This is a genomic window from Arthrobacter methylotrophus, assembly GCF_039539965.1.
In the GTDB taxonomy this organism is placed as follows: domain Bacteria; phylum Actinomycetota; class Actinomycetes; order Actinomycetales; family Micrococcaceae; genus Arthrobacter; species Arthrobacter methylotrophus.
On record NZ_BAABED010000001.1, the window covers coordinates 1,770,134 to 1,796,247 of the forward strand.

Annotated in this window: 34 protein-coding genes and 2 tRNA genes; 27 read left to right on the top strand and 9 right to left on the bottom strand. The window is 63.2% G+C overall.

Features of this window, described 5'->3' with window-relative positions:
- Positions 1-45 precede the first annotated feature (45 nt).
- Both ABD884_RS08965 and ABD884_RS08970 read left to right on the top strand, forming a co-directional pair.
- The gene (locus tag ABD884_RS08965) at positions 46-588 is read left to right on the top strand and encodes a hypothetical protein (protein ID WP_345043713.1); all 543 of its coding nucleotides are present in this window, start codon (positions 46-48) and stop codon (positions 586-588) included.
- Between the two features lie 186 nt (positions 589-774).
- The gene (locus ABD884_RS08970; protein ID WP_345043717.1) at positions 775-999 is read left to right on the top strand and encodes a hypothetical protein; all 225 of its coding nucleotides are present in this window, start codon (positions 775-777) and stop codon (positions 997-999) included.
- Between the two features lie 419 nt (positions 1,000-1,418).
- Here the strand turns inward: ABD884_RS08970 and ABD884_RS08975 are convergent, their stop codons facing one another.
- The gene (locus ABD884_RS08975) at positions 1,419-2,108 is read right to left on the bottom strand and encodes a hypothetical protein (protein ID WP_345043723.1); all 690 of its coding nucleotides are present in this window, start codon (positions 2,106-2,108) and stop codon (positions 1,419-1,421) included.
- Between the two features lie 301 nt (positions 2,109-2,409).
- On the opposite strand from ABD884_RS08975, the gene ABD884_RS08980 reads away from it, so the two are divergent.
- From ABD884_RS08980 to ABD884_RS09010, 7 genes are all read left to right on the top strand, one after another.
- Positions 2,410-3,126 (top strand): J domain-containing protein, encoded by a 717-nt coding sequence (locus tag ABD884_RS08980; RefSeq protein ID WP_345043727.1) that lies wholly within the window; start codon positions 2,410-2,412, stop codon positions 3,124-3,126.
- A gap of 77 nt (positions 3,127-3,203) precedes the next feature.
- A complete protein-coding gene (locus tag ABD884_RS08985) occupies positions 3,204-3,854 on the top strand; it encodes a hypothetical protein (RefSeq protein WP_345043732.1) in 651 nt (216 codons plus the stop codon).
- A gap of 33 nt (positions 3,855-3,887) precedes the next feature.
- Positions 3,888-4,985 carry an AI-2E family transporter gene (locus ABD884_RS08990; protein ID WP_345043738.1) on the top strand — a complete coding sequence of 366 codons (1,098 nt, stop codon included), beginning with the start codon at positions 3,888-3,890 and terminating at the stop codon, positions 4,983-4,985.
- 149 nt (positions 4,986-5,134) lie between these two features.
- Complete coding sequence (locus ABD884_RS08995) at positions 5,135-5,683, top strand: hypothetical protein (protein ID WP_345043743.1); 549 nt, start codon at positions 5,135-5,137, stop codon at positions 5,681-5,683.
- Entirely contained in the window at positions 5,683-6,864 is a 1,182-nt protein-coding gene (locus tag ABD884_RS09000) for a glutathionylspermidine synthase family protein (RefSeq protein WP_345043745.1), read from the top strand. Before ABD884_RS08995 ends, ABD884_RS09000 begins: the two co-directional genes overlap by 1 nt.
- Positions 6,861-8,330: an APC family permease gene (locus ABD884_RS09005; protein ID WP_345043750.1), complete on the top strand. Its 1,470-nt coding sequence runs from the start codon at positions 6,861-6,863 to the stop codon at positions 8,328-8,330. Before ABD884_RS09000 ends, ABD884_RS09005 begins: the two co-directional genes overlap by 4 nt.
- A gap of 160 nt (positions 8,331-8,490) precedes the next feature.
- Positions 8,491-9,633, top strand: a complete 1,143-nt coding sequence (locus ABD884_RS09010) for a DUF723 domain-containing protein (protein WP_345043754.1) — start codon at positions 8,491-8,493, stop codon at positions 9,631-9,633.
- Positions 9,634-9,818: 185 nt separating this feature from the next.
- Here the strand turns inward: ABD884_RS09010 and ABD884_RS09015 are convergent, their stop codons facing one another.
- Together ABD884_RS09015 and ABD884_RS09020 are read right to left on the bottom strand one after the other, a co-directional pair.
- Complete coding sequence (locus ABD884_RS09015; RefSeq protein ID WP_345043759.1) at positions 9,819-10,103, bottom strand: HU family DNA-binding protein; 285 nt, start codon at positions 10,101-10,103, stop codon at positions 9,819-9,821.
- Between the two features lie 90 nt (positions 10,104-10,193).
- Positions 10,194-10,598, bottom strand: coding sequence for a hypothetical protein (locus ABD884_RS09020; protein WP_345043763.1), 405 nt, complete (start codon positions 10,596-10,598; stop codon positions 10,194-10,196).
- Positions 10,599-10,952: 354 nt separating this feature from the next.
- Between ABD884_RS09020 and ABD884_RS09025 the strand changes: the two genes are divergently transcribed.
- Together ABD884_RS09025 and ABD884_RS09030 are read left to right on the top strand one after the other, a co-directional pair.
- Positions 10,953-11,186, top strand: a complete 234-nt coding sequence (locus ABD884_RS09025; RefSeq protein ID WP_345043768.1) for a hypothetical protein — start codon at positions 10,953-10,955, stop codon at positions 11,184-11,186.
- Between the two features lie 31 nt (positions 11,187-11,217).
- Positions 11,218-11,538 (top strand): hypothetical protein, encoded by a 321-nt coding sequence (locus tag ABD884_RS09030; RefSeq protein ID WP_345043771.1) that lies wholly within the window; start codon positions 11,218-11,220, stop codon positions 11,536-11,538.
- On the opposite strand, the gene ABD884_RS09035 is transcribed toward ABD884_RS09030, so the two are convergent.
- Positions 11,535-11,753: a hypothetical protein gene (locus ABD884_RS09035; protein WP_345043774.1), complete on the bottom strand. Its 219-nt coding sequence runs from the start codon at positions 11,751-11,753 to the stop codon at positions 11,535-11,537. The genes ABD884_RS09030 and ABD884_RS09035 overlap by 4 nt on opposite strands.
- On the opposite strand from ABD884_RS09035, the gene ABD884_RS09040 reads away from it, so the two are divergent.
- The gene (locus ABD884_RS09040) at positions 11,743-12,000 is read left to right on the top strand and encodes a hypothetical protein (protein WP_345043777.1); all 258 of its coding nucleotides are present in this window, start codon (positions 11,743-11,745) and stop codon (positions 11,998-12,000) included. The two genes, ABD884_RS09035 and ABD884_RS09040, sit on opposite strands and share 11 nt — an antisense overlap.
- 79 nt (positions 12,001-12,079) lie before the next feature.
- Here ABD884_RS09040 and ABD884_RS09045 read toward each other — a convergent pair whose 3' ends face one another.
- Complete coding sequence (locus tag ABD884_RS09045) at positions 12,080-12,739, bottom strand: hypothetical protein (protein ID WP_345043779.1); 660 nt, start codon at positions 12,737-12,739, stop codon at positions 12,080-12,082.
- Between the two features lie 679 nt (positions 12,740-13,418).
- Between ABD884_RS09045 and ABD884_RS09050 the strand changes: the two genes are divergently transcribed.
- A tRNA-Ser gene (locus ABD884_RS09050) sits at positions 13,419-13,493 on the top strand.
- Between the two features lie 238 nt (positions 13,494-13,731).
- Entirely contained in the window at positions 13,732-14,256 is a 525-nt protein-coding gene (locus tag ABD884_RS09055; protein WP_345043782.1) for a hypothetical protein, read from the top strand.
- Positions 14,257-14,335: 79 nt separating this feature from the next.
- Here the strand turns inward: ABD884_RS09055 and ABD884_RS09060 are convergent, their stop codons facing one another.
- Positions 14,336-14,872 (bottom strand): hypothetical protein, encoded by a 537-nt coding sequence (locus tag ABD884_RS09060; RefSeq protein WP_345043785.1) that lies wholly within the window; start codon positions 14,870-14,872, stop codon positions 14,336-14,338.
- Between the two features lie 187 nt (positions 14,873-15,059).
- Here ABD884_RS09060 and ABD884_RS09065 point away from each other — a divergent pair, with 187 nt between their 5' ends.
- From ABD884_RS09065 to ABD884_RS09075, 3 genes are all read left to right on the top strand, one after another.
- Positions 15,060-15,647, top strand: a complete 588-nt coding sequence (locus tag ABD884_RS09065) for a hypothetical protein (protein WP_345043789.1) — start codon at positions 15,060-15,062, stop codon at positions 15,645-15,647.
- Positions 15,648-15,799: 152 nt separating this feature from the next.
- Positions 15,800-16,216, top strand: a complete 417-nt coding sequence (locus ABD884_RS09070; protein WP_345043792.1) for a hypothetical protein — start codon at positions 15,800-15,802, stop codon at positions 16,214-16,216.
- A gap of 212 nt (positions 16,217-16,428) precedes the next feature.
- Positions 16,429-16,502: transfer RNA gene (locus ABD884_RS09075), tRNA-Arg, on the top strand.
- Between the two features lie 23 nt (positions 16,503-16,525).
- Here the strand turns inward: ABD884_RS09075 and ABD884_RS09080 are convergent.
- The gene (locus ABD884_RS09080) at positions 16,526-17,284 is read right to left on the bottom strand and encodes a DUF5677 domain-containing protein (RefSeq protein ID WP_345043796.1); all 759 of its coding nucleotides are present in this window, start codon (positions 17,282-17,284) and stop codon (positions 16,526-16,528) included.
- A gap of 119 nt (positions 17,285-17,403) precedes the next feature.
- Here ABD884_RS09080 and ABD884_RS09085 point away from each other — a divergent pair, with 119 nt between their 5' ends.
- From ABD884_RS09085 to ABD884_RS09100, 4 genes are all read left to right on the top strand, one after another.
- Positions 17,404-18,234 carry a thymidylate synthase gene (locus ABD884_RS09085; protein WP_345043801.1) on the top strand — a complete coding sequence of 277 codons (831 nt, stop codon included), beginning with the start codon at positions 17,404-17,406 and terminating at the stop codon, positions 18,232-18,234.
- Positions 18,235-18,316: 82 nt separating this feature from the next.
- Complete coding sequence (locus tag ABD884_RS09090) at positions 18,317-18,634, top strand: hypothetical protein (protein WP_345043805.1); 318 nt, start codon at positions 18,317-18,319, stop codon at positions 18,632-18,634.
- Between the two features lie 24 nt (positions 18,635-18,658).
- Positions 18,659-19,120, top strand: a complete 462-nt coding sequence (locus ABD884_RS09095) for a GatB/YqeY domain-containing protein (RefSeq protein ID WP_345043810.1) — start codon at positions 18,659-18,661, stop codon at positions 19,118-19,120.
- A gap of 4 nt (positions 19,121-19,124) precedes the next feature.
- A complete protein-coding gene (locus tag ABD884_RS09100) occupies positions 19,125-19,433 on the top strand; it encodes a hypothetical protein (RefSeq protein ID WP_345043815.1) in 309 nt (102 codons plus the stop codon).
- A 97-nt stretch (positions 19,434-19,530) separates the two neighbouring features.
- On the opposite strand, the gene ABD884_RS09105 is transcribed toward ABD884_RS09100, so the two are convergent.
- Together ABD884_RS09105 and ABD884_RS09110 are read right to left on the bottom strand one after the other, a co-directional pair.
- Positions 19,531-20,295 carry an ATP-binding protein gene (locus ABD884_RS09105; RefSeq protein ID WP_345043822.1) on the bottom strand — a complete coding sequence of 255 codons (765 nt, stop codon included), beginning with the start codon at positions 20,293-20,295 and terminating at the stop codon, positions 19,531-19,533.
- Between the two features lie 47 nt (positions 20,296-20,342).
- The gene (locus ABD884_RS09110; RefSeq protein WP_345043827.1) at positions 20,343-20,618 is read right to left on the bottom strand and encodes a hypothetical protein; all 276 of its coding nucleotides are present in this window, start codon (positions 20,616-20,618) and stop codon (positions 20,343-20,345) included.
- Between ABD884_RS09110 and ABD884_RS09115 the strand changes: the two genes are divergently transcribed.
- The 6 genes from ABD884_RS09115 to ABD884_RS09140 all read left to right on the top strand — a co-directional run bounded on the left by ABD884_RS09115 (position 20,605) and on the right by ABD884_RS09140 (position 26,075).
- Complete coding sequence (locus tag ABD884_RS09115; RefSeq protein WP_345043832.1) at positions 20,605-21,054, top strand: hypothetical protein; 450 nt, start codon at positions 20,605-20,607, stop codon at positions 21,052-21,054. The genes ABD884_RS09110 and ABD884_RS09115 overlap by 14 nt on opposite strands.
- Entirely contained in the window at positions 21,051-21,578 is a 528-nt protein-coding gene (locus ABD884_RS09120; protein ID WP_345043837.1) for a dihydrofolate reductase, read from the top strand. The genes ABD884_RS09115 and ABD884_RS09120 overlap by 4 nt, the downstream gene beginning before the upstream one ends.
- Before the next feature lie 84 nt (positions 21,579-21,662).
- Positions 21,663-22,343, top strand: a complete 681-nt coding sequence (locus ABD884_RS09125) for a M50 family metallopeptidase (RefSeq protein ID WP_345043841.1) — start codon at positions 21,663-21,665, stop codon at positions 22,341-22,343.
- Positions 22,344-22,750: 407 nt separating this feature from the next.
- Entirely contained in the window at positions 22,751-23,740 is a 990-nt protein-coding gene (locus ABD884_RS09130) for a hypothetical protein (RefSeq protein ID WP_345043846.1), read from the top strand.
- Positions 23,741-24,370: 630 nt separating this feature from the next.
- A complete protein-coding gene (locus ABD884_RS09135; RefSeq protein WP_345043851.1) occupies positions 24,371-25,357 on the top strand; it encodes a PDDEXK family nuclease in 987 nt (328 codons plus the stop codon).
- A 67-nt stretch (positions 25,358-25,424) separates the two neighbouring features.
- A complete protein-coding gene (locus ABD884_RS09140) occupies positions 25,425-26,075 on the top strand; it encodes a hypothetical protein (protein WP_345043854.1) in 651 nt (216 codons plus the stop codon).
- The last annotated feature ends 39 nt before the right edge of the window (positions 26,076-26,114 follow it).

Genomic DNA, 26,114 nt, shown 5'->3' on the forward strand with positions numbered 1-26,114 from the left:
TGGTTCACTGAGGTCCTCTACCGTCTCGAGATATGAGGCCCGAAGATGCTGGTCCAGTTCTGCCACAAACTCTCGCAATCCTTGAAGTCCGAAGCGGGTGCCATCAACGTCACGGGAGCCCTGGTCGGCATCATCGTCACCGGGACCGTTGGAGGAGTGGCCGCGACCTCCTCCAATGGGATGATCCAGACCGCCCAGGACATGGCGGCCCGGCAGAACGCGGCCCAGGTCGGCACCGCCCAAGAGCTCGCCAAGATCATGGACGGCCGCTACACGGACCTGGCCGGGCTAGAAGCTGACGGGCACATGCCGGCGTACCGGGCCGCCGCCGGCCCCCGCCGCTTCGCCACCCAATCCGGGGCTGGCGGCACGTGCTTCGTCATTGTCAGTCGATCCGTTACCGGGAGAACTTACTTCGCCACCGATCTCATCCCTGCCCCTGAGCCCCTGGAGCCAAACTCCGCCACCGATCTCATCCCTGCCCCTGAGCCCCTGGAGCCAAACTCCGCCACAGGATGCCTGCTCTCATCCCAGGTCCAGGACATGGCTCGGTCCCTCGAGGAAGCCGCGGCGGCCACCAGTTCCTGACAGCCGGGCCCGAAGTCCCACCCTGCCGTCAGCACAGCCATCGCCGACCCGTTAGAACTCCTGGTCCGATCCGCACCCGCCGCGCCTCCTGTAAAAGGGGCCGGGCGGGTTTTTTGTGCCCAGGTACCGGACAGCGGGTAGGGGTCCCCAGCAGCTCAACGTGCTCGAGTCCACGATCCGCGACTATTGCCGACGCTGGAAACCTACCTCAACCTGCCCCGCACCTACGCCATGAGCTCTAGGCAGGCCGGAAAGAAATCAGCCCACGAGGAGTTTCTCGGACAACTGGACATCCTGGCCCGCGAGGCGGGAAAAATCCTGGACGCCGTCGTGGAAAACGACTCCTCGGCACTGGCCAACCAGGGCCGGTTCCTGGAAGGCAAATTCCGCACCTCCAGCCTGGACCTCTGATCCGCACCTCCACCAGTGCCAGGACCCTGACCTGGGGTTCTTCCGGGACCCGCGGGCGTGGGAGGATGTCCCGGTGAGACCGTTCTGAGGCTCCGCACACATAGAGTTCAAGCCCGGGCGACCGGGTATCCGAAGAACGGGGAAAGCGCGCCCCGCAGGACGGACAGGTAGGCGGATCGGCATCCGTCCGCCTGGTCCTAGATTGGAACCCCCTAAGACGGGGCCCGGAATCGATTACCGGCACTGGATGAAGGGCCCGAGACCGTGGCCTCCGGAACTAGCCGACGGATGAGAAGTGCTGAGCTGACGATGTGCAGGTCATCGCCGACGAGAGAGTCGGTCTGGTTCAACTCCAGGTGGCGGCGTTCTTCAACATAACGGAGCCGGGAAGCCAGACTTCCCGGCTCTTCTTTTTGCCCTCACTTGAGGGTTCCACTTGCGTCGATCTGCTCGCCAAGGTGCTTGAGCACCGTGGCACTCGTGTCATCATCACTGCTCTGGTAATAGCCGATGATCAGCTTGTGCTTCCCTACGCCGGTGTAAGTAACGGGGTTATAGAGTCCCCCGTCGCCTACAACTATTGCGCCTTGAGCGCTCATTTGAGCTTTGGCGGCCTCAAGCGCGGGCTGCTGGTCCACTACAAAATCGTCGTTGAGCGTGAACACAATCAGAAAAAGGATCTGAGGTGGAACGGGATTCTGACTTCTTGACTTCGGCAGTAGCGCCGGGTCCCCGTATTCGTAAATCGAGGTGCTCTTGATGTTGCTCGTGCTTACACCAAAGGTCTGATTGAAGTCCGCGGTTCCCCATTGCTTCATCGCGTCAGAATATTGCTGAGCAGTAGCCGGCGTGGGCATTGACGAACTAGGCATGCTGTAGCGGGAGTTCGAGAATGCGTTGAACGCCGCGCTCTCCGTGATTCGGCTCAGTCCGTCGATCTTTGTCGGCGGAAACTCGGTAGACCGTCCTTGCGTAGCGGTCGTTGAGACTGCAGTGGAGGCAGGCGACGAAGGCTGAGCAGTGGAAGTGCCACCGCAGCCAGCCAGAATTGGCGTGGAAAGAGCGGCCGCGATCAATGTGGCTGCAGCACGGAGTGCAATAGGCTTCAAAACAACCCCCAATGTGTGACAGCCCCAGCGGCCGTTTGGCCACATCATACGTGAACGTCCGGATCTCGCCTGCAATGTGATCGTTGATTTCATTGTCTGTACTCGTACCCCCGGGGGGCCTGAAAGAGGCAACCCGTCGGCAGGATCGGCAGGGTCTTTGTAGGGTCGGGGATTATCTAACGGCCATGCCCGGAATATCTACGCATATTTCAAGGTAGAAGCCATTGAAAGGCCCTCCCATGAAATCCGCCGTCCGCCAGTCATTGACAGCCACCCCAGCCCTGGGCGAAGGATGTCTGTCATGAACCGTTACGACGTGCTCGGCGTCAAGGAGAACGCGACACAGGAGGAGATCAAGAAGGCCTACCGGAGGTTGGCGGCCAAGACCCACCCGGACCGCAACGGCGAGGACATGACACCACTGTTCCGGTCAGTCCAGGACGCCTACGAGACGCTGTCCAACCCGCTCAAGCGTGCCGCCTACGACCGTGAGCTCAACCCCGTTTCCGCGCCCCAGCCTGAGCCCGCCGCCTACGCCGGCTCCCAGGCCTCCTACCACTACCAGGAGCCCGAGCCGCGACACGCACCGGAAGAGTCCGCAGCGCCGGCGGCCGCGCCCCGGTCTGTGCGCGACGTGAAGATCCGGAGAATCAAAATCTGGTCCATCGTCACCTTCTTCGCCGCCCTCAGTGGCTACTGGCTGGTCCAGGAGATCCAGCTCTGGCAGCTCGTGCAACCGACGGGGGGACTCAGGTTGCTGACCTTCCAGGGCCTGCCGGCGATTGTTTACGCGCTGCTTTGGGCTTTCGGGACCCTGGTTGCAGCCGTCGCCGACGACATCAGCACAGCGTTGAAGACCCCGTTCGGATGCGCGGCCATTGCAGGAGGGTTCGCCTTCATCACGGCCACAGGCTCTACCGGGATCTGGATTCCCGCCCTGGTCACAGGGATCATCTTCAGCTTCATCATCGGGCTGGCTGTCCGGCTCAAAGACCAACTGGCCGACTGGGTGCGTTGACATCCTCCCCGCACTGAAGAACGAGCCTCCCACCGCAGGCGGTGACAGCCGCGGGCCTTACCGCACACATGGGACGCATGAGTACCATCACCATGCCCGCGCCCGCAGACGTCGCGGCCACCACTTCCGAGGCTGTCCTGTCCCTCACCGATGAGCAGATCGTTGCCATCATGAACTCGTCCCGGAAGATCCAGCGACGTGTCCTGCCGAACTGCTGGGACACTGTACGGGCCGCCGCTCCGGATCTCGCCCTAGCACTGGATGAGCTCCACTCCACCGCGGCACCCAAAGACCTGCCTCGTTTTGAGGCCCTGGCCGCAGCCCACAGGAAGCAGCTGGACAAAGCCGTGAAAAGCCCCGCCGGGAAAGCAACCGCCACCCTCCTCATCGCGGCAGTCGCCCTCGGCATCGTGACGGCTGTCCTCGGATTGACCGGCGCCGCGGGGCTGCCGTTCGTCATCGGAGGGGCAGGCCTGACCGCAGCCCTGCTTACCGGCGCCTATGCTGCCGGGAGCCGACTCGCCCACCGGAGCGGCAACTGGCTGGTGGCCGACCCGGAGGCTGTCGCCTCCATCGTGTGGGACGCGGGCATCGATGCCGCCGCTGCTACTGTTCTGACGGCGCGGACAGGTCAGGATGGCCTCACTCCGGACATCCTCCGCGCACTCTCCCTGGTGTGGACACGCGCCGGCCTTGACACCGGCAACCTCATGCCCCAAATCGCTTAGTACCACCGCTTACTTCTGAAAGAGGCAACCACCATGCCCGAAACACGCACCGGCCTGCCGGCTATTTGGTCGGACGGCCTCGGCCGCGCAGGCATCCGATCCGCCCAGGCACTTCTTGTCGCAACCCTCGCCTGGGTCGTGATGTGGTCCCTGATGCGGGTACCGCTCGTCATCATCCCGGTCACCATCGCCCTGATTCTGGCCTCCGCCATCTCTCCGATGGTGCGCTGGCTGACAGGTAGTGGGTGGCCCCGCCTCGCAGCAACCGGGGCATCTTTTATCGGGATTCTGGGTGCCTTCGGCGGCGTCATCACCCTCATCGTTTTCCTCGTCCGGGCCCAGACCAAGGAGCTTGCCGCCAAAACTGCGGCGGGAATCGACCAGATGCACGCCTTCCTGAACAACGGTCCGATCCCGGTCAGTGACGAGCAGATCGCCACCACACGGGACTCCCTCCAGCATTTCTTCACCTCCAGCAGCTTCGGCGCGGAAGCGCTCACGGGTGCACGCACCGTCGGGGAAATCCTCGCTGGTTTCGTGCTCATGGCCGTCACCTTGTTTTTCTTCCTGCTTGACGGGGAGAAGATCCGGAACTTCCTCATCGGCTTCATGCCGGCCGCCCACCGGTCCAAGGCACACTTGGCTGCCGAACGCTCCACTCTCGTCCTGGGCGGCTATGTCCGCGGCACAGCCATTGTCGCCGCCGTCGACGGGCTCGTTGTCGGAACCGCCTTGGCCATCATGGGCGTCCCTCTGGCGCTTCCGTTGGGTGTGTTCATTTTCATCGGCGGTTTCATTCCGATCGTCGGCGCCACCGCGGCCGGCACGCTTGCCGTCGCCGTCGCCCTGATCTCCAACGGCCCCGTCGCCGCACTGATCGTTCTCGCAGTCGTCATCGGCGTCAACCAGCTCGAGCACCACTTCCTCCAGCAAGTCCTGATGGGCCGGGTCCTGAGCATGCACGGCCTGGCCATTCTCCTCGCCCTGGCCGCCGGGACTATGCTCGCCGGTGTGATCGGGGCTCTGCTGGCTGTACCGCTCACCGCTGCCGGCTGGACCATCATCAAGACCTGGACCAGCCGGGGAGCCACCGACGAGGCAGCTGTCCCGGAACCTGAAACCGCCGTCTGAGGCATTCCCAACCGGTAGGGCATTCCCACATAGAGGCAGCGGGAATAGAGTGATCACTCGCCGCACACATAGTGGATAAGAATGCCGCCACGATACGCGACGGCTCCACACACATAGGTTGCAACGGACCGCAAAAAGAAAGGCACCCCGTGCACCAGAACGACTCACGCCGCGAAGCGGCGAGACAAGCTGACGGCAGGTTCGGATTCCAGCCCCACGCCGAAGCGGACGTCCATCTTCCCGCGCCCCGCCGCTCGGGCCACAGGAAGTCCGGGGCGGTCGTCCTCGGTATCTCTGCCTTGCTGGCCAGTGCGGTCCTTACCGGCTGCTCGCCCAGCGGGGACGTGATCGATGCTGACTACGCCAAGGTCTGTCAGGACAAGACAACCCAGCAACGCATCGATGACAGCAAGTGCTCCGACCAGGGCCGGAGCAGCGGACACTACGGCTGGTACTTCATGCCGATGGGCTCTGCCGGGTCCTCGAACAGCCGCAGCCTGCCTGCCGTTGGCCAGAAGGTTTCCGGGGGCACCGAGTCGGTTCCCTCGGGAGCTTCCGTCAAAAGCGGCGTCCCGGCCCAAGGCTCCACTTCGGTCTCACGCGGCGGCTTCGGCAGCAGCGTCGGTGGCGGAGACAGTGCAGGTCACGGCGCCGCCGGCGACGGTGCCGGCGGACACGGCGCAGGGACGGGTGGATAGTGAAACGCCTGCCCTCCACACCCCGTCCTGACTGGGAAGAAAAGATCATGTCCCAGGGCCTGATGTTCTCCACCACCATCAAGCCGGACGGCACCAGAATCGACTACTGGCACGAAGACGCCTACTACGAGTTCACCGTCGCCGAAGTCGAAATGCTCGAGAACGTCACCGAAGAGCTGCACACTATGTGCATCGAGGCGGCCAAATACATGGCCACCGGTGCCATGGGGGATCTCGGTATCGGCAAGGAGGCCCTGGCCTTGGCGGCCCGGTCCCTCGAGAACGGGGACCCGTACGTCTACGGCCGCTTCGACCTCGCCTACGACGGCACCAACCCGCCCAAGATGCTCGAATACAACGCCGACACCCCGACCGGTCTGATCGAAGCGTCCATCGCCCAGTGGTATTGGCTGCAGGACGTCAAACCGGACCACGACCAGTGGAACGGGATCCACGAGGCACTCATCAGGTCCTGGGCGAAGTACAAGGACGCCACCGAGCTGAACACGCTTCACGTCGCACACACCGAAGTCGAGCATTCAGGTGAAGACTGGCTGACCGCCGCCTACATCCGCGACACTGCCCACCAGGCAGGGTGGGACACCGTCGGCATCAACATGTCCGACATCGGCTGGGACAAGGCATCGAAGCGTTTTGTGGGCCTGGACGACGAACCGATCGAGGCCATGTTCAAGCTCTACCCGTGGGAAATGATGATGAAGGAAGAGTTCGGCAAGCACGTCGCCGACCACCCCGAGTCGTTGCGCTGGATCGAACCGGCGTGGAAGATGTTCCTCTCCAACAAGGCGCTCCTTGCCGCGCTCTGGCACCTGTATCCGGGTCACCCCAATCTGCTCCCGTCCTACATCGACGGCCCGCACGACATGGAGGAATGGGTCGCCAAGCCGCTGCACGGCCGCGAAGGCGACAACATCATCATCCATGCCAAAGGCATCGACATCGTCCAGCCCGGCGACTACGGCGCCGAAGGCTGGTGCTACCAGGCCTGGTATCCGCTCCCGGACTTCGACGGCAACCGCCCGGTCCTGGGAACCTGGGTCGTCGACGGCGAATCCGTCGGCGTCGGCATCCGCGAATCCGATGGGCCCATCACCGACTACTACTGCCGCTTCGTCCCCAACACGATCGACGCGCCCGCACCCGAATCGAGTACGGTTTGACCATCACCACCTCAGGCCCCGTCGGCACAAAGGGGCTCTCCAAAGACGAACTTTCATTGTGGGGTAGCACCGCCATCGGGTTGGCCTCCACCGCGCCGGCCTTCTCGCTGACCTCAACACTTGGACTGATGGCAGTCGCCGTCGGCACCCACACGCCGGCCGCGTTCCTGATCGCCTTCATTCCGATGCTTTTCACCGCCTTCGCCTACAAGGAACTGAACACAGCAGACCCGGACTGCGGCACTACCTTCACCTGGGCGTCCAAGGCCTTCGGAAAGCTCACCGGCTGGATGGGCGGCTGGGGCATGGCTGTCTCCGGCATCGTCGTCATGGCCAATCTGGCCCAGATCGCCGGAAAATACCTGTGGCTGCTCATCGACAAAGACCTCGCGGACAACCTCGTCCTCACCACAGTCACAGGGGTCGCATTCATTGCCGTCATGACGTGGGTCAACTACCGCGGCATCGACATCGGCGAAAAGATGCAACAGGTCTTTGTCTGGATCCAGTACGGCGCCCTCGCCGCCTTCGCGGTCGTCGCCGCGGGCAGCCTCGCCGGAGGATCAGCGAAAGCAGGGGAGGCGTTCTCCTGGGACTGGTTCAACCCTTTCACCGTCAGTGACGTCGCAGCGTTCACCCATGCGGTCCTGCTCGCCTTGTTCGTCTACTGGGGATGGGACACCTGCCTGGCCTTGAACGAAGAAACCAAGAACCCGACCAGGAACCCGGGGCGGGCCGCTGTCCTGGCCTCTGTGCTCCTGCTCGCCACCTACGTCGGCGTCACCGTCATCGCCATGATGGTCGCCGGAACCGGGACCGACGGAACCGGCTTGTCCAATGCCAAAAACTCCGGTGACGTCCTGTACGCCCTCGCCGGTCAATTCATGGGCGACTGGTCCTGGGTGGTCGTCGTCGCCGTGCTCATCTCAGCCGTCTCCTCAACCCAGACAACCATCCTGCCGACCGCCCGCGGCACCTTGTCCATGGCGGTCCATGGGGCGCTGCCGAAGAAGTTCGGGCACGTCCACGCCAAATACCTGACCCCGACGTTCTCGACCATCCTCATGGGCGTCGTCTCGGCCGCCTACTTCGTCGGCATGACGATGATCAGCGCCGACCTGCTGACCGACTCGATCGCCGCCATCGGACTGTACATCGCCTTCTATTACGGTCTCACCGGCTTCACCTGCGCCTGGACCTTCCGGAAGACCCTCGCCTCATCGGCACGGAACCTGTGGATGCGCGGCATCCTCCCGCTGGCCGGCGGCATCATGATGGCCGTCGCGTTCATCGTCTCGGCCATCGACATGTTCCGTCCCGACTATGGCAGCACAAGCTTCGCCGGAATCGGTGGAACCTTCCTCATTGGAATCGGCTCCCTGGCCCTCGGCGCGCTCCTGATGACCGCCTGGTACGCCGCCGGCGGACGCCGTGCCGCCGCCGAACTGGCAGAAGCAACCGCCTGATCCTGGCCCGCGAGGCCGTCCCGCACCCGGCTGGGCGGTCTTTTGCATGTCCGTGGAGGGTTGACCGGGGCTCCGCACACATGAGGTCCAACACAGGAAATCCAATCGCCGGAGTGAGAGTGCTTCCTTCCCCAACCGCTTAAAGGAGCCAACCAGGCCAATGGCTGTCAAACTAACTCAATCGGAAGCCCTGGACCGCTTTCGCGACCGACACAGCGACACCTACAACTACTCCGCCGTGGAGTACCGCCAGGCGCACCGGGTAGTAACGGTAATTTGTAAAGAACACGGCCCGTTCGGCGTCAAGCCGATCAAACACTGGAAGGGTCAGGGGTGCCCTGACTGCAGAAACAACTTCCTTGCAGTCGAGGAAGTGCTCGAACGGTTCCGGGCGGCTCACGGAAGTCGCTTCGATTACTCGGCGTTCGTCTATGCTGGCCAGCACACGAAATCCGAAATTATTTGCCGGCAGCACGGCCCATTCCAGCACACTCCGCAGCTTCATTGGAGCGGTCACGTCGGCTGCGGGCCATGTCAAGAAAAGACTCTCACAGCCGAGGAATGCCTCTCGCGCTTCCGCGCCAAGCACGGCAACAGGTTCGATTACTCGAAGGTTGTCTTCACACGGGCCACCAAACCCGTCGTGATTATCTGCCCCGTACATGGTGAATTCAGAATGGTACCGATTAATCACTGGCTGAGCAGTGCAGGCTGCAAAAGGTGCTATGACCTATCACGGCGCCTCACTACGGACCAGGTTGTGGGACGCTTCGTGGAGGTCCACGGCACCTCTTACTCCTACTCCCGCTTCGTTTACGTTGAGATGCACACCGTAGGAATCGTCACATGCAAGCTCCACGGCGACTTTCCGATGTCGCCAGCCAACCACCTCACCCGCCACGGGTGCCCGTCGTGCTGGCAGAACACGGCATCCAAGCCCGAGATTGCCTGGCTCGCAGCTATCGCAGAAGCCACAGGCTGGCTGCATGACGGGGCAGTCAAAATGCCTGCCGTAACTGGCGTTGTCGACTCCGTGTTCGAGCATCCGAATCTCGGAAAGATCGTCATCGAATACGACGGAAACTACTGGCACAGCCGCCCGGGAGACCTTGATCGAGATACAGCCAAGACGGCAAGGCTGATTGAATCCGGATTTCCCGTAGCCCGGCTTCGGGCCATCAGTAAAGACAAGCCTCCCCTTGCCGATGTACCAGGTGCAGTCAACGTTTTTATTTCCGAATGGCCCGACTCCGCGGGAGTGCAAGCCGTTGTGGCAGCACTCAACAGAATGAAGGCCCCGTAACTCAAGACGTGAGAAGCCAGAATCCGGAAGGCACTGGCAACTGTGGGCAGCGCCTCGGCTTAGAAGTCCCGGGCGGTGAGCGCTGAAAGGCTAGCAAGCAAGAACGGCCTGGATATAGCTAGCCCGGCCACCTCGACATAGAGAAAGCGGCGGGAGGACATCCTCCCGCCGCTCTTTCTGCGTTCCTACTTGCTGGCGACGGCGGCCTTCAGTTTCGACCCGGCTGTGAGCTTCACGGCGTGGCCGGCTGCGATCTCGATGGTTTCGCCTGTCTGCGGGTTGCGGCCGGTGCGTGCGGCACGGTCGGTGCGCTCCACGGCCAGCCAGCCGGGAATGGTGATTTTATCGCCGCTGGATACCGATTCGGCGAATACCTCGAACAGGCCGTCGAGGACCCTGTTCACCTCCGCCTTAGCAGCGCCGGCTTTACCTGCAACCTGGTCGACCAGCTCTGAACGGTTGATTGCCATGGGGGACTCCTCCTAGTTGGTTCTGCCTTTCAGGCAAACTACCACCGGCCAGTGGTACACATTCTGGCTGCCACGCCGTGATGGCCGTTATTAACTCCTCGGACGTGCCCGCTTGTAGCGGTCGTGGGCTTTGCCGACCTGCTCCTGCCAGAACTCCATCTCATCCTGCGCGGAAGGGTCAAAGAAGTGCTCCTGCTCCGCCAGCTTGAAGAATCCTCTGCCGGGGCCGTTCTCGTCGCTCCGCTTCACCAGTGATGTGAGCATGAAATCCGGATTGATAGCCCAGTCCTGGATGGCGATTCGGCCCAGGAGCCGACCCATCTCGCCGCGGCCCTGGTCGGTGCTGAGATCAAAGCCGGGCAGCCCCGTACCTTCCATGAGTTCCTCGTTGAACTTCCCGTAGGTGGTCAGGCCCCCATCACGAGCAACCCGCTTCAGGATCTCGTGCCCCTCGACCAACAGCGCCTTCAAGTCCGATTCGCTGCGCTCTCCCATACTGCCTCCCGTTGCTTCCCGTCCAAAGTAACAGCACCCCGGGGAGCAGGCCGGCAGGCTCGGCACACATGTCGAGCGGCAACCCAGCCCAAACATCCGCCAGAAAGCAATGCCTCATGTCCCTCAGCACGATCAGCGACAGCCTCCAGAGAGGGAACGCATCATGACAACCCGCGACCACCGCGACGAACATCCGGGCTGCCGGGCCGTCTGGCACTGGCTTCCGGCCTGCAACCGCTACCGGCTCAGCATGAACCTGATCGCTGCAGCGACCGAAGACGCCCGCGGGATGCCCGAGGCCGCCCGCGCCGACTGGCTGGACTTCCTGCGCGGGTGGGCCGGTCCCCCTGGCACTTGCGCAGCAAATTCATTGCCCACCGTGAGAACTGGCGAGAATTGGAGCTCGAACTCAACCTCGCAGAGGCAGCCTCCCTGGCCAGGTTGGCGGGGGAGAAGTACCTGGCAGGCCGGACCGTCGAACAGGCCGCCGACGACGAATGGCGGCTCAAACGCCAGCGGCTCGCACTCGAGGTGCTCTACGTCTACAAGGCGCCGATTCCGGAGTACGAACCGGTGGAGGCTGGGTAGCGCGGGTACTGCATCCGCACACATGAATGGCATGACTGCTGAAAGAATCGAGAACGCCCTGGCGATTGCCGCCGCCGCACGCGAGCTGCCAATGCCGTGGCTGGTCCAGACTGACTTCCCCGCCAGGAAGGTCGTCACGGACTCGTTCCGCGACGCGCTGGGCAAACTTCCGGAATCAGAGTCCTATGAGTGGAGTATGGTCCGCCACGCGCTGCAGGCCATCGTGGACGGGCCCGACCCGCGCAGTGGTTTCTTCGAGGACCAGGCCATCCGAGCCGCCGCGCAGCTGCACGATCTCGCGCTCAAAGAGCTGACAACCCGGCTCGCCAACTCCTCCGACAGGGGCTACTAGCGGGGCGACAGTACGCCAAAGCCGCCCAGCACCTGCCGATGGCATGGCTGGCCCAAGCTGAGTTCCCCGCCAGGCCACTCGTGAAGGACTCTTTCCAGGAAGCCCTGGATGGACTGCCCGAGCCCGCCGGCTACCAGGAGAGCCTGGTCCGCTCCGCGCCGCAGACCATCGTCGACGGTGTTGACCCGCGGCGGCAGCTTCCAGGTGCAGGCCATCCGCTCCGCGGCCCAGTTCGACGACCGCGTAGTTGCTGCTGCGCTGGAGCCGAAGGTGAAGAAGGTCAGGGTCCGCAAGGGCTCGGTCACCCACCGGTACGCCGGCGGCCTGTTCGGGCGGGATTCCTACGATCACCGCGAAGTCCTCGACAAGGGCAAGGACTGGGTCAACTATGTCCACATCGACGGTCCGTGGGCCGGCATCGGGTGGACTTGCAACGGCGACCTGCAAGAACTCGTGCCGTAATTCGTCCCGGAGGACTGCATCCTTGGCCAGGACTGATAGCGACGGTAGCCTACTTCCCACTGGCCATAATTGCCCTCCGCTATAAGTCAGGCCCGTCGTTCATTGCTGGCGATGCCTGAGTAGGTGCAAACCGTTCTCTTTCAGCTTCCTCGTCGTGCAACTTCTCCTCGGCCCGCCGGTCTGCTCTCCTCGCGAAATAGTCTGCGCGCAGGCCAAAAATGACCGGTATCAGAAGCGTCACAGAGAACTCGATGATTGAGAGCCATGTGGGCAACTCCTGTTTCGCGTTGGCGGCAAACACTACGACGATGAGGGCTATGAAAAACAGGACGTGGGCTGCCAGCGGAACGCTGCTCTGTGCTTTCTGGAAATCCTTTTCACTTAGCCTGATTCCCTCACCGATAGGTGCCCTTCTTCCTGCGTAGGCGGCCCCTTCCAGATTTGCCAAAGCTTCATTGCGACGACCAGCGGCTCTTGCCAGCGACTCCCTGGCGGCGTACTCCTTTTCGTCTTCGATTCGGACCATGTTTTCAAGCGCGGTCAACGCCTCCCGGAATTCTGCTTCGACGACAATCTTGCGTGTCCTGAAAGCGTCGTCGGATTCTGTCTTTCCCTGTCTCATATCGCGGAGTTTTCTCTCGTACGTCTGGACTTGTTCGGCCCGCACTGTGCTCAGTCGCTTGATTTCTTTCGCGGACCGGGTGAGTGCCATTCTGTGGCCGGCGGTTTCGTTTTCCACAGCGACTCCTTGGCAAGGTTTCCAGCATGTCTGGCCATTAAGCCCCTTGGAGCCTGAAATCGTAAAGGTGCCGGGACGGAGACGTCCTATCCTGCCGGAGAAGTGGTGAGGGTTCTTTCCGGCGCCGTACACATGATGGTCAGAGAGGGGTCGGGCTAACTACCCGGCAGGGCTGATGTGGAACCTCACCCGAGGGCCGGTTCGATTCCGGAATAGTCCACGCTGAACCGCAAAGCTCGCTGACGGCGGTTCGTGACCAGCGGGAGTAAGCTCCCCGTTTTTGGCGGTCGCACAAATGCAAGTCAGCAGCGAAGGAGCCCCGTTACGGCCCCGTGCGGTTGGCCTGGTCCCGGCAGGAACAGGCTTCGAAAGACCTCACGCTAAATGAATGGCTGCAGGGAAGGCGTCCATGGCGACGCCCGGTACCGAGAGGTCACCGGCCTTGGCCCGTCTGCCGGCGGGCCGGGTAGGCGGGTTCGAGCCCCGCTCCTGCTACGAAGCATCGCGAGGTGCTCCCACGTCCGTAATTGGTGGGAAAACGCCGGGGTCGTCTAGCCCCTTAGACAGGCGTGCCGGTTCGAACCCGGCTGCGGGCACGAAGAATACCTGCTGTCCTCCGGGGCGGGGGCTTCACGGGTGGTGCCAACCATCCGCGGCGACGGCCGGAACAAAAACTGGCAGCCTCATAGCTCAATTGGCAGAGCGCCGGTCCGGCTGTGGCTGGAGGTTGCGGGTTCAAGTCCCGCTGAGGCAACGGGGAGTCGTCCGTCTCGCACACGCGCCGGCCCTCAAGCAGTCCCCGCTGATGTCCGGCAAGCCCAGGGGTGTGCGTGGGCAGAGAAAGAGTGCCACCATGCGTCGGCGGGGACTGCGATACGGGATGCTCGCATAGAGCGGTGTCCGGTACATGACGGCGAGGGCCGGGAAGGCAATGGCTGACCGCTGGCTTCGATGCCAGCTTGATGTACCGGGGCAGCACCGCCATCGGGTGAATGCACCGGGCCTATGCCCCGGAGAAGCACGGTTCGAATCCGGCGCGTCCCACGGTCACTCTTCACGCGCTCCGTTCCGGTAGTCTCCGTGAAGACATCAATCGATCTGGGGGAAACTTGCGCGCATCATTCTCTGTTCTGGCAGCCACCGTACTCTTGGTCGCCGGCTGTTCGGCAGCCTCTACGGGCGGTTCTGCGGCACCCTCGGCGCCGTCGATCAAATCGGCTTCCGGGACAATAGTCGGAAGCATTGTGGTGTTGAAGAATAACTTCTTCAGCGACTACAGAGAGCAATGCGGGGACTGGTCAATAACCGGATCTACCTCTGACTTTGTCACTTACGGTGAATGCCCGGGCACTCCGGCTTACTTCTGGCTTTTCGACAGTCCTGCACAACGCGACGCATACATGAGCAAGATCCGCGAGAAGAAGTTGCCGCTTCTTGTCAGTGACACTTGGGTGATCGCCTCCAGCTTGAACCTGGAAGCAGCACAGAGGGACATCGGCGGAGCCATCAACCCGTAGTGTTCAGTGCAGCACCTAGGTGGATAACGGACCGATCCACCTAGGTGCAATAGCGGATCAGCTGTTTGGTCCTGGCCGTTCAGGCGCAGTCGTCGCAGATCCCCGTGGCGGGCAGCTGGATGCCGTGGACGGCGCAGACTGGCTTCGGCCTGGGGGCTTCTTTCTTCGGCGGATTGACCTTGGCTTCGTAGACCGGGGTCAGCTGGGGGACCGCGTCGGCCGGGACATCCGGGCAGTAAGCCCGATAGCACTCCAGCCTCTCAGCAGCGGCGGCCCGTTCTCGCTCCAGCGTGCTCCCCGGTACCTCCTTGCCGGCGGCCCGCAGCACCGCGTCGAACCCGGGGCCGACCGTACCGTCCGTGGAGCTGACCACCAGGGACGACAGGGCCGGCAGATTCCGCTCACGACAGAGATGGATGACCCGGTTGAGCAGCTTCGAGCTCAGGTTACGGACCAGCATGTCGGTGCGGACGCCGGTGATGTCGAAGACACGGGTGGCGAGGTCCTTGTAGGTGATGTGGTCGTTGTAGGTCCGGGCTACCCCCTGCAGCACGGGCACAGCCGCCTCAGCCCAGCCGTCGAGAGAATCCTGGAAAGGAGTTCTGTGATCCGGCACGATCCCTCTTTCGTCAGTGGGGCCAACCCCCAGATGAATCGTAGCGGAGCCTGGAGAGCAGGCCCGGGCCGGCCTCCTTGCCCGCGGCCGATTCGCTTGGCAAAGGCACCATCCAGCACCTGGCAGCCTAACCGCCCCGGATCACCTGCCCCGTTAGGATGCAAGAAACCGGACGACAGGGGAAACGATGAGCGGCAAGCAGGACAAACGGCCAAGCGATGAGGACCTGCAGTTTCTCGCCGAGATGGGCATGACCGAGGTCGAGCCCGGCCGGTGGGTTTCCGGATGGCAGGCCGGCGATCCCGGCACGCAGGAGTGGTTCGATAGCATCGGCACCGAAGGCCAGGAACAGCTGGACCTGCTTATGCGCGCGGGGCGCGTCCAGAACGAATTCGACATGGAACAAACAGGTTCTGACACCGCCGCGAGCGTTCAGATGATCACTGAAGGGCCGCTTGCCACGACCCCACCCGGCCACAATTCCGTTCTGACCGCGTTCGTGGCCGTACGTCGCGACGCCCAGGAAGCATTCGACGCCCTCGACGGCAAGGCTATCGAAACCGCTTTCGACGAGATGTTCGAAAAGTACGAGACCATGCTCCCCCAGGACGCTTTGGCCGCTGCGCTCCGCTCGTTGGGTGTCAAGTGCAAGACCATCAACCTCGACGCCATGACGGCTGGGCCAGAAGGTCCCGATCCACGCGACTACCCGGGCTTCCGGGCCGCCGTGGTCCACATCGAGGGCGGCATCCGAAACTGGATCGACCCTGCCTGACCCGGAAAATGACGCCTCAGCTGGTTGGGACCGCACTGAAGATCCGGGCCGTCGACAGGTACATCCACCCGCCACCGACCAACACGCATTCTGGTTGAGGCCCGTCGGCTGCCGGACCGCATAGGAACACCAGCGGCCACCATCCGAGCGCCGTGGAACCAGACCAGGAAGGCCCGCTTGTGAGCCGAGAAAGAACCGGGAACGTGGTGCTTGAGCCACTGCCCGCTACGGCCTTGACCGCCCAGGAAGCCCGCGACCATATGAGCGTCCTCGAGAGGCTTGTCACCCGGGCCGCCTTCGACAAGAAGACCGCCGTGACCGTCCGGTGCTACAACAACGAGGTCATGAGCCGCGAATACGCCCGCGAGCTGTTCCGCCTCATAACTTCCGAATACGGTGTCCCCAAGGCCCGGTTTATTTCGCCGACCCTGGATGGAGCGGCTCACCTGTTCGATGCGGCCGCCGACGCCGGCAGACCCGAAGCACTTGCCGTCTTCACCATGGATGACGTGCGCACCGGGGTGCATTGCAAATCTCTGCAGCAGTACCTGACCACCCTCGGGTACTAGGCCGGGGCGCCAGATCGCGGTTGCCGCACACATGAAAGATGTACCGGGCCACTGAGCAAGCCCGGACCGAGGGAGTCGGCCTGCCAGGGCTCCCGGGACTCATACTGGCCGGTCGTGGACCCCTGTGCCACGGAGCGCCGGACATCACCCCATCGTGGGCGTCCGGGGCAGAGGTTCGGTGCTACCACCGTATTGATCTGCACACCGGGCACGCCCTGGTAGCTCAGTCGGATAGAGCATCCCCCTCCTAAGGGGAAGGTCGCAGGTTCAATTCCTGCTCAGGGCACTGGACGTGGACCCCGCATCCGGTCAGGGGCTGACCCCAAGTACCTCCATCCTTGCGCCAATCCCTTCAATTCCCTCGGCGAAGTGCGCCTCCATGCCTGCGATCCGAGCGTAACCATGAAGGCCCATCCACACCAGCGACGGGACAAGGACGTCATTCCGGCGCCGGCTCGGCTTGGGCTCACGATGCAGCGCCCAGGTCAGGCAGTCCTCAGACTGTTCGCGATAGTTCGCCGAGCTTTGCAGGGATGGATGCGACTCCTGGGTCTCGCTGAGCCAGATTTGATAAAGCCCCGAGAACAGTTCCAGGTTTTCTGCGACGACCGCAGCCAACTGCATGAACTTGTCGAGGCCCTTGAACTCCTCGCCGGCTTCATCCTGCAGGTCGCGAATCTGCTCGATCTGGTCTTCTGTGAGTGGCCATCCTGCATTCGCCGCATCCAGGATCTTTTGCAGTGACCATCGGCGCATCCGAATGAGAATTTCCACAAACTGCTGGCGCCCAAGGTCGGCCGCCCAGGAAAGACGGATTGCGTGCTCGATGGTGGAACGCACAAGAGGAGCGGCCTCGGTGCCGTAGCCCGACTTCTCGAGCTCAAAGATTGCCTCACCAGTGCGCTTCAGCCGGATCAACCAGCCCCATGCGACAGCGATGGCGTGCGCCTCAGTCTGGTCCTTCCTCGTCCAATCACCCACAAGACGGTGTGGGGGAGGTGGAGCGGCCTCGATCAACTTCACCAGATCATCGAATACGCGGCGCCAGCTGTCCTCATCCTTACCCATATACCAAGGGTGGCTCAACGATGACCGAGCCGATGCATGGCGACACGCCCGGGCTACATCACCCGTCGGCGACCACTCCGCATAGACACTTTCGAAGACCACCCTTGAAAGGCTCCAGCATGCCCACCAGTGAAACACCATACGAGGACCTCCTCGCCGACGTATTCGGCAACGGCGCCGCCAAAGGCGACAGGACCGGCACCGGAACGACCAGCGTATTCGGCCGCCAGATCCGCTTCGACCTCGCCAAAGGCTTCCCGCTCATCTGGACCAAGAGGGTCCACTGGAAATCGGTTGCCCTGGAACTGCTCTGGTTCCTGCGCGGCGAAACCAACGTCAAATGGCTCCAGGACCAGGGCGTGAAAATCTGGGATGAATGGGCCGACGAGAACGGCGACCTTGGCCCCGTGTACGGCTCGCAGTGGCGTTCCTGGCCCACCCCGGACGGCGCCCAGATCGATCAGATCGCCAACGTCGTGGAGTCCATCCGAAACAACCCGGACTCCCGCCGGCACATCGTCACCGCCTGGAACCCTGCCGAAGTCGAGAACATGGCCTTGCCGCCCTGCCACGCCTTCTTCCAGTTCTATGTCGCCCCCGGCGTCGACGGCGCCCCCGGCAAGCTCTCCTGCCAGCTGTACCAACGCTCCGCGGACATGTTCCTGGGCGTCCCGTTCAACATTGCCTCCTATGCGCTGCTGACCCACATGGTCGCCCAGCAGACCGGCCTCGAGGTCGGAGAGTTCATCTGGACCGGCGGCGACGTGCACGTCTATGACAACCACACAGACCAGGTCCTCGAGCAGCTGGCCCGGCTCGATGATGTCCGCGCCTACCCTGAGCTGAAGTTCAACTGCGTACCCGATTCGATCTTCGGCTACGTTTTCGAGGACTTCCAAATCGTCGGCTACGATCCCCACCCCGGAATCAAAGCGCCGGTCGCGGTATAGGCAACAGCGAACCAGGGCGCCTGTCCTGAGCTCCGCGTCATTGACGGGCAGGCTTCCCTGCCCGTCCGCACACATGTCGGACATGAACGAGAACGCAGGGGTGATTCGCCTCGACACACTGAACCAGTCCGAACACTGGGTGGACCGGCACGGTGAACAGCACACTCTTTCCCACATGGACAGGAATTATCTGACCAACGTGCTCTGGCACCTGCGCAAGATGGCACCCAGTCTTTACGAACGGGAGCTTTGGCGACGCAGTGAGCTGGTGTTCATTGCCGGGTTCGACCCTGTCGAATTTCCGGACCTGGAGTATCCCCGAAGTGAAGACTCTGCTGAGGAATGGTTGAACAACACCCTGCTCATCAAGGCGATCACCGTGCTGCTTGACGGCAACTGAATCCCGAAGAAAGAAGGAAAGACCATGACGCTGAAAGAGCGCCTGAAAGAAGACGTCGTAGCCCACATGAAGGCCGGCAACAAGACCGCCCTGACGACTGTCCGGAACGTCCTGGGCGAGATCAGCACCCGCGAGAAGTCCGGCAAGACCCCGGTCGAGCTCGACGACATCCAGGCGACGTCGTTGCTGCAGAAGGAAGCCGCCAAGCGTCGCGACACCGCCAGGATCTACACCGAGGCCGGCGAATCCGGCCGTGCCGCGGCTGAAGTCGCCGAAGCGGAGATCATCGAGGCGTACCTGCCCAAGGCCCTTACCCGTGACGAGGTCGAAGCGATCGTAGACGAGACCATCAAGGGACTGCAGGACGGGGGCGCAGAGCTCTCCATGCGCTCCATCGGCGTCGTGATGAAGCCGGTCACCGCCAAGGTCGCCGGCCGGTTCGACGGCAAGACGGTCAGCGAGATCGTCCGCGGGCGCCTGGGCTAGGGCCATGATCCTCACGACCCCGGTCCCGATCGAGTACGTCAACTTCGGTATCGCCGGCGGCGCCAAGTACCGGCTGATCTGCAAGCACCACCCCGAGAACGGCTATCGGACCAAGAATCCCTGGAGCCGGTCCATTTTCGTCGAGGTCGAGGGCCGGGATTGCCCGTGCCCTTCACAGGACCTCCTCGTCACCCACATCCCCGATGACCTGACGGATGAGCCGTTCGGCGGCCGCCACTTCAAGAAGGGGATGCCGGCCGGGTTTGCACCCGAGCCGGTTACTGTCCACCTCACGGTCCAACACCAGAGGTAACCCGGTGCGGCCCGCCTCGAGCGGCCCGGTACGACAACGAGAAGGCCCGGTACGACAACGAGAAGGCCCGCACCGTGATGGTGCGGGCCTTCTCGTACTACCGGCTCTCGATCTCCACCGCCGTGGAGGCAAAGGCGCCGAGCGAGGTATAGATGCCGGTCCGTGGTGGCGGCTGCGACCGTGTGCTGTCATCCATTCCCAACGTGTAGTACCAAGAGGGGGTGCTTTCGAGTTCCAGTCTGGAGCAGAGCGCCCCAAGAACGTCGTACGAGATGCCGGACTGGTCAAGGGCCCACTGGCTCGAAAAGACGAACGTGATGCCTGCGAGCCGAGCGCAGGTGACGATTTCCCGGATGCACTCGACGGACCGTGCCTTCGGCCGTCCGTCACCAGCGGGGGAGTACTCGTCTTCAACCAGGAGGTGCCGAGTGTCGTCGAGGATGACGAGGATCCTGCGCGGTGGGTAGGCGAGGTCGTCGAAGGCGGAAACGCCTTCAAGCGCGCATTGCTTGACGCGGCGCCTCACCTCAGCGAGCACCGCTTCCAGCATCTCCGCGCACCCTTCTACGGTGGATGCGAAGCTTGCTGCCCCGTCAACTCGAACGCCGTCCGCCTGTGAGTGCCCGGCCCACGCATCAGCGATATGAACGTCCATGACCTGGACAGCTTCTTCGGCCAAAGCACGCAGCAGGACGGTCTTTCCAGAGCCTGGACGTCCGGTCAGACATAAATGACCATCCGTGGCTGGCCTGAAGATTACCGGGACTTCGTACTGTTCGGTCCCAAGGGCGAAACCGAGTTCGCGCGGGACAGAGATGTCCTGCCGGGAGGCCGTTGCGCGGAGTTGGCGAAAGATGCTCATGCCCCTAAACATGCGTAGACCGCGGGGTTTGAGCAGCAGAAAGGGTCCTAGACGTGAGTGGGTGGGAGGATGTTGCGGACGTTTTCGCGCCGGTACTCAACCGGGTCCCCGAAGACGGCGAAGTCGCCGAACGGGTTGTTGGCCATGGTGGCTTTGATTGTCTCACCGTCATCCTCGGTGATCTTGATCTTCGTCCAGAGACCCTCGGCGTGGGTGACGACCTTCGCCATGGTTCCGGGCTCGAAGCGCTCCGGCCAGTCGGCAGGATCCTCTCCGGTCATGATTTCGAACTGTTCAGGGGCCAGCTTGATGTCGTTGCTCATATCCGTCATGTGTACGGACAGGTCCCTGCAGGTCCCCGCGGGAACCTGTCCTGGCGGTGCCGCACACATGAAGTCCATGCCTAAAAGGAACCAGCCGACATCCATCCGTGCCGAGCTCGTTGAGCCCCTGACCGAGATTCTCCGCGACCGCGAACTGGACATACGCCAATGGCCCGCCGATGAGGCCGCCGCATACCGTGACAACGGCGGCTTCCGCGAAGGTGCCGCCGCCGTCCAGCAAGTCAAGATGTCCAAGGCAGCGGCTGCGATCGAAGCAGTCTTCGCAGAGGCTCTCCGTGACGCCGAGCTGAAGGCCTACCTCGAAGGGGTCGCGGCAGCCCAATCCATGACCGGCTTCAGCGATGAAACGTTCCGGTCCATCCTGGACAAGGACGGCCACGCCAACATCGACCTGGACGGTAGCGTGATCTCATGACCACCCACGAGCCGGTGATCGGAATGATCTGGGCCCAGGCATCCAATGGAGTCATCGGGCGCAACGGGGCCATGCCATGGCACCTGTCCGAAGATTTCGAGCACTTCCGCCGCACCACCGAAGGTCACCCGGTCATCATGGGCCGGCGCACATGGGAATCCCTGCCGGAGAAGTCCAGGCCGCTGCCGGACCGGACCAACATCGTCATCACCTCTAATCCGGACTGGTCCGCACCCGGTGCGATCCGTGCCGGGAACATCTTCTCCGCCTTGGCCGCCACCGCGTTGCAGCCGGGAGCAGAACAAATCTGGTTCATCGGTGGCGGCACCATCTACCGCGAGGTGCTTTCCGTGGACCTGGCCGACACCGTCATGTTGACCCGCATCGATGCCGACGTCGACGGGGACACCCACGCCCCGGAGCTGGGGCCCGAATGGAAGCTGGCCTCCTCCGCCCCCGAGAATGGTTGGCACACCGCGGCTAACGGCACGCGGTACCGGATCGAAACCTGGCAGGCCAGCTGAACGCAGACGCTCGAAAGCCCTGGGGCTTTCCGGCGTCTTAGCTTCGGACCCGACGGATTCTTCCCAATAGGGCGGCCACTTGCGGTGTTCGGCCTCCACCATGAGCTTCCGGAAGAACGACGGGGGAGCGCCCCGGACTTGTCCGGACACATAAGGGCCATGCACTTCACCGTCCTCCGCGCGCCCTGGCCCATCGTCCTCAAACCCGGACTGCTCGTCCTGTTTGGCCTCCTGTCATTGGGCGGCGGCATGCTCATCGCCAGCGGACGAGCCCAGTCCACCGGAACTCTGACGCTGACCTGGCAGGAAGCGGTCCTCAGCGGGGCACTTGCCCTGGCCGCACTGATCATCCACGAAACCGGGCACGCCGTCGTGGCGCACGCCACCGGCCGCACTGTTGAACGCCTCGAATTCGGTCTGGCAGGCGGAGCGGTCACCAGCGGGGACACGACACCTTGGCGGCGGGTTGCCGCCATCGCAGCCGGACCGTTGGCGGAGATCACCGCCGGGGTGCTGATGTCGGTCGCCGGCGGCAGTTGGGGGAGCCCGCTCGGCGCCGCAGGGTTCATTGCCATCCTCAACGGCGCCGGAAACCTTCTGCCCTTCCACAAGGCTCTGGACGGTTACCGGCTCATGCGCTTCCTCCGGCTCGTATTCCAGGACGGGCGGCCTCTTGCCTGCGTCCCGTCAGGGCCGTGCCCGGCATGTACCGGAGTCGCCCTGAAACCAGGGCAGACCATGGAAGGTGCGCTGATCGGCGCCTGATGGTGAGCGCGTCAGAACTCTCCGTACGCGAGGGGTAGCCCTCTAAGGTGGCCGGCGATGTCGGCCCGCTGAGCAACGAGGACCTCGCCAAGCTCCAGTCCGCGGTCACCGTTGAAGCCCTGAAACGCCTCACCCGGAAATAGCGGCGGGGACGGCCGCGAGAGGTGGATCACATCCCCTCGTTTGCGCAAAAGTCGTCTCTCAGGTCTAAAATTACGAACAAGAAACCCCGCGACACCCCCAATTCGCGGGGTTTCTTTTTGCCTGAAAACAGGGCTCTGGTTTGATCCTGATGGCCGGCACTAGACTGACGGTCATCCGGATGCGCGGGCCCTGCAGGAGCGGAAGCATTTCCTTGCAGGGCCTTTGCGTGAGCGCCGCCGGCCCTGGCCGCACACACCCAGTGTATGACTGAAAACATGGCCCGCCAGCCTCAAGGCATTCCCACGGGCGGCCAGTTCGCCGCCACCACCCACGCAGAACCGGACGTCACCCTGGAGGAGGGCGCCGGCGAGGAATCCACCGCGGCCGGCATCATCGCCGCCAACCAGGCACCGGTCAGCCTCCGCTACGTCTCCTACGACGACCGGCTCACCGAAGATCAGATGAACATGATCCTCTCCGGCCAATGGACCGACGCCGAGAACGACGTCGACGAGAACTTCGCCGACAACGCCTACGAGGAAGCCATCACGATCGCCCGGACCGAAATCGACGAGGCCGTCGAAGCCGGAACCTTCGACCGGGAATGGGATGATCTGGACCCGGACGAGCAGGACGAAGCCCGGCACGCGGTCGAGGAGAGGGACGATTCGGACCCGATCAAAGACCTGCTCCGCAACACCCCCGACCAGCTAATGCGCACCTCCCTGGGACAGCCCGCAGAGCGCCTCTCAGAGCCCCGCTGGGCCTCCGGGCACCGGATGGACGATGGCGGCTTCACGGCCCGTCACGATGCCGTTGCCGCGCTGCTGAAAGACGCCGGAATGAACGCCGACGCACCCGAGGTCCGCGAAGCCATCGAAGAGCTGATCAACGAGGGTCCTTACGATTGGCATGAAGCAGTGGACCTGGACCTTATCTGGTACGGTCCGCTCGAGGATGCCGTCCCTACGCCCCGGGGCGAGTCCCCGGAAACCGACGGATCGAAGGTCCTCGAATTCGCCACACCCCACGTGCTGCTCATCGACAGGATGAACGGCTCCGGACACGAGGTCACCATCCCCGCACCCTTGAAGCGGACCCTGACCCGTGTCGGCTACGACGACGGCGAGGCACCGCGCACCGGCCGCGCATACCTCGACAGCAACGCCGGCGGCTACGGATGGGATTCCGTCGCCGGGGTCTACAAGCCCGCGTACAAGGACGGAGCACCCTCCCCGGCCTGGAATATCTGATCCACCCCTGACCAAAAAGAGCCCCGCCGGCCCTCGAAAGACACCGGCGGGGCTCTTTTTTTGAAGGTCAAACATATTGGCGTCGATGGTCTTCGGGATACAAAAAAAGCCCCCATTCGGGAGCCATGTGATAACCCTCGTCTCTAGTGACCGGATTCGTTCCTCAGGTTATCACATGAGGCTAAATAGCCGGTCTCTCACCTTTTATCCCATTCCACCACAATGACCCCCTCAAACACCGGGCAACCTACCCCTGGTAGTGCGGGTTTATGCCCCTGCATCCCAGTGTTGGCGGCATTTTGGTGTCGGAACAGGCCCTCACTCGACCAACTCGGTGGTACGTATAGGGCGTCCATGGAGAAGGAAAGTATTCTCTTACTAAAGGGAAGGGGTCTCTAGGGGGTCTCTAGGGGAGAGAATAGGGGGCCCTATATACATACCTCTCTTTTAAGTCGTTTAAGTAGAGTAGTAGTAGTAGGGGGCCCTATATTCCCCGCCAATCCGGGGATTTTCCCACTCGACCAGATGGTAGCGTGACGGTTGTTTGGTGGGATCCGGCGGTAGGACGGCGGTTTCCCCTCCATCTGCCGTCCCGGCGTTCTCTGCGCATGTTTCAGGGCAGGAGGAAACATGCCGAACCGCGCCGCAGCCAAGGCTGCACCCAGGAAGCCAAAGCCAGCACCGAAGAACAAGACCCGAGGGGTCGGTGCGGCAGCCCCTGCCTCCACGCCCCGGAAGCGAGCGACGACGCCCAAGCCCGGAACCGCCAAGAAGGCAGCCGCGGCGAAGACGGCCACGAAGAAGGCTCCAGCCCCAAAAGCCAGTGCGGTCACAGGACGCACCCGCAGCACCAAGGCGCCGGCGGCACAACGGACACCCGCACGCAGCACCGGAGACCGCACCCGCACCTCCCGGGCCCCCAAGCCCAAGGCGATGGAAGTCTCCTACTCCGGCCGGATCTTCCGCTCCCGGCTCGAAGCCCGGTGGGCTGTGTTCCTTGACCTGCTGGAGGTGAACTGGGATTACGAACCGTCTTTCTACCAGGTCGGCGAGGAGCTGTTCTACCTGCCGGACTTCTACCTCCCGGACCACCAGCTCTGGCTCGAAGTCAAAGGCGCCCCTTTCATGGATGCCGCCAGCATGGCAAAGGTCCTGGCCTCTGTCGCCGGGCCCATGCGCATCCCGCTCCGCGAAGCCCCGTACACGCCGAGTGACCGGCTCATCCTCGGCGGGCCCTTCAGGGCGCTGAAGCACGGGCTCATGCCGGTCCACACTCTCATCACCCCGGCCGGCCCCAGCCTCGCAGCGCTCAGCTACGCCGCCTTCGACGTCGACCCCGGCGGCCGCGCCACCCTGAACGCCATCGGCGCCCCCTGGGACACGACTGCCGCCACCGGCATCAAGGCAGCCCGCAGACCGACGCCGGCGCGGCTGCAGCTCCTGCTCGAACCCGAACCGCAGCTACGGGCCAGCACTGTCCCCAACCGGATCGCCCGCGCCTACAACGGCGCGTACCGTCTGGCCTTCGACGACGCGAGCAAGAACGTCTCTGACCATGAGGTGCTCTCGGCCGTCTCACGCCGACGTTCGGGGCGGCCACTCGGCGCGGCAGCTTGACGCGCCGATAGTCCGGCCAGCGCCGGTCCCGGTGAGCTTCGCCAGGGGTTCCGCACACATGAGGCCCATGACTGAAAACCAGACCGAAGACCTGGGCCCCGAGATCGCATCCGTCCTGACGAACATGGCGTCCACCTTCAAGAACGACCGGCACCAGAGCGAAGCGTTCCGGCGGATGGAGGCGTCCGAGAACATCGGCCAGGTCATCCGGCAACTGAACTCCGCAGTCGGCTACGCCATCATGGACGCCTGCGACATCCTGCAGGACAAGTTCGGCCTCGACGGCTCGCACGAGCTCTACAACTACCTGTTCACCGTTCCGTACCGCTGGAAGCTCTACGAAGAGGCGTACCGGGCCGAAACCCATGTCGGCTGCGTGGATCGCACCGTCACCCGGATCGCGCACGAAGTCCGCGCCGCCGGCGGCCAGGAAGCCCCCGCACCCCGCCGGGACCCCCGCTTCCAGGTCGCGGCCCTGGCCAAGGACAGCACCGGAAAAGGGATCGGTGAGGCCGCCGCCACGGACGCACTCATCCTTGCCGACCAGTTCGACGACGCACGACGCATCCAACGGCTCTCCAGCGACACCCGCACCATCACCGCGCGCATTGCAGACGGCGCCGCCGGAGTCAGCGAAGAACAGCTCCGCGGTCTGGTTCGTCTCGTCCTCGGGACTGCAGCCACCATCGCCCGCGAACAGGACGGCCTCGAGGTCTAACCGGCCAGCCCCACCCGCACCATAGCCACCTCCCGCACC

Coding starts and splice junctions, on each gene's coding strand:
- ABD884_RS09140 (WP_345043854.1), top strand. CDS start 25,425: ATGACTGAAAACCAGACCGAAGACCTGGGCCCCGAGATCGCATCCGTC.
- ABD884_RS09135 (WP_345043851.1), top strand. CDS start 24,371: ATGCCGAACCGCGCCGCAGCCAAGGCTGCACCCAGGAAGCCAAAGCCA.
- ABD884_RS09010 (WP_345043754.1), top strand. CDS start 8,491: ATGGCTGTCAAACTAACTCAATCGGAAGCCCTGGACCGCTTTCGCGAC.
- ABD884_RS08985 (WP_345043732.1), top strand. CDS start 3,204: ATGAGTACCATCACCATGCCCGCGCCCGCAGACGTCGCGGCCACCACT.
- ABD884_RS08990 (WP_345043738.1), top strand. CDS start 3,888: ATGCCCGAAACACGCACCGGCCTGCCGGCTATTTGGTCGGACGGCCTC.
- ABD884_RS09130 (WP_345043846.1), top strand. CDS start 22,751: ATGACTGAAAACATGGCCCGCCAGCCTCAAGGCATTCCCACGGGCGGC.
- ABD884_RS09015 (WP_345043759.1), bottom strand. CDS start 10,103: ATGGCAATCAACCGTTCAGAGCTGGTCGACCAGGTTGCAGGTAAAGCC.
- ABD884_RS09095 (WP_345043810.1), top strand. CDS start 18,659: ATGACGCTGAAAGAGCGCCTGAAAGAAGACGTCGTAGCCCACATGAAG.
- ABD884_RS09065 (WP_345043789.1), top strand. CDS start 15,060: ATGAGCGGCAAGCAGGACAAACGGCCAAGCGATGAGGACCTGCAGTTT.
- ABD884_RS09035 (WP_345043774.1), bottom strand. CDS start 11,753: ATGGCCTGCACCTGGAAGCTGCCGCCGCGGGTCAACACCGTCGACGAT.
- ABD884_RS09105 (WP_345043822.1), bottom strand. CDS start 20,295: ATGAGCATCTTTCGCCAACTCCGCGCAACGGCCTCCCGGCAGGACATC.
- ABD884_RS09090 (WP_345043805.1), top strand. CDS start 18,317: ATGAACGAGAACGCAGGGGTGATTCGCCTCGACACACTGAACCAGTCC.
- ABD884_RS09020 (WP_345043763.1), bottom strand. CDS start 10,598: ATGGGAGAGCGCAGCGAATCGGACTTGAAGGCGCTGTTGGTCGAGGGG.
- ABD884_RS09120 (WP_345043837.1), top strand. CDS start 21,051: ATGACCACCCACGAGCCGGTGATCGGAATGATCTGGGCCCAGGCATCC.
- ABD884_RS09085 (WP_345043801.1), top strand. CDS start 17,404: ATGCCCACCAGTGAAACACCATACGAGGACCTCCTCGCCGACGTATTC.
- ABD884_RS09115 (WP_345043832.1), top strand. CDS start 20,605: ATGTCGTTGCTCATATCCGTCATGTGTACGGACAGGTCCCTGCAGGTC.
- ABD884_RS09110 (WP_345043827.1), bottom strand. CDS start 20,618: ATGAGCAACGACATCAAGCTGGCCCCTGAACAGTTCGAAATCATGACC.
- ABD884_RS08965 (WP_345043713.1), top strand. CDS start 46: ATGCTGGTCCAGTTCTGCCACAAACTCTCGCAATCCTTGAAGTCCGAA.
- ABD884_RS09030 (WP_345043771.1), top strand. CDS start 11,218: ATGACTGCTGAAAGAATCGAGAACGCCCTGGCGATTGCCGCCGCCGCA.
- ABD884_RS08980 (WP_345043727.1), top strand. CDS start 2,410: ATGAACCGTTACGACGTGCTCGGCGTCAAGGAGAACGCGACACAGGAG.
- ABD884_RS09055 (WP_345043782.1), top strand. CDS start 13,732: ATGCACCGGGCCTATGCCCCGGAGAAGCACGGTTCGAATCCGGCGCGT.
- ABD884_RS09080 (WP_345043796.1), bottom strand. CDS start 17,284: ATGGGTAAGGATGAGGACAGCTGGCGCCGCGTATTCGATGATCTGGTG.
- ABD884_RS09100 (WP_345043815.1), top strand. CDS start 19,125: ATGATCCTCACGACCCCGGTCCCGATCGAGTACGTCAACTTCGGTATC.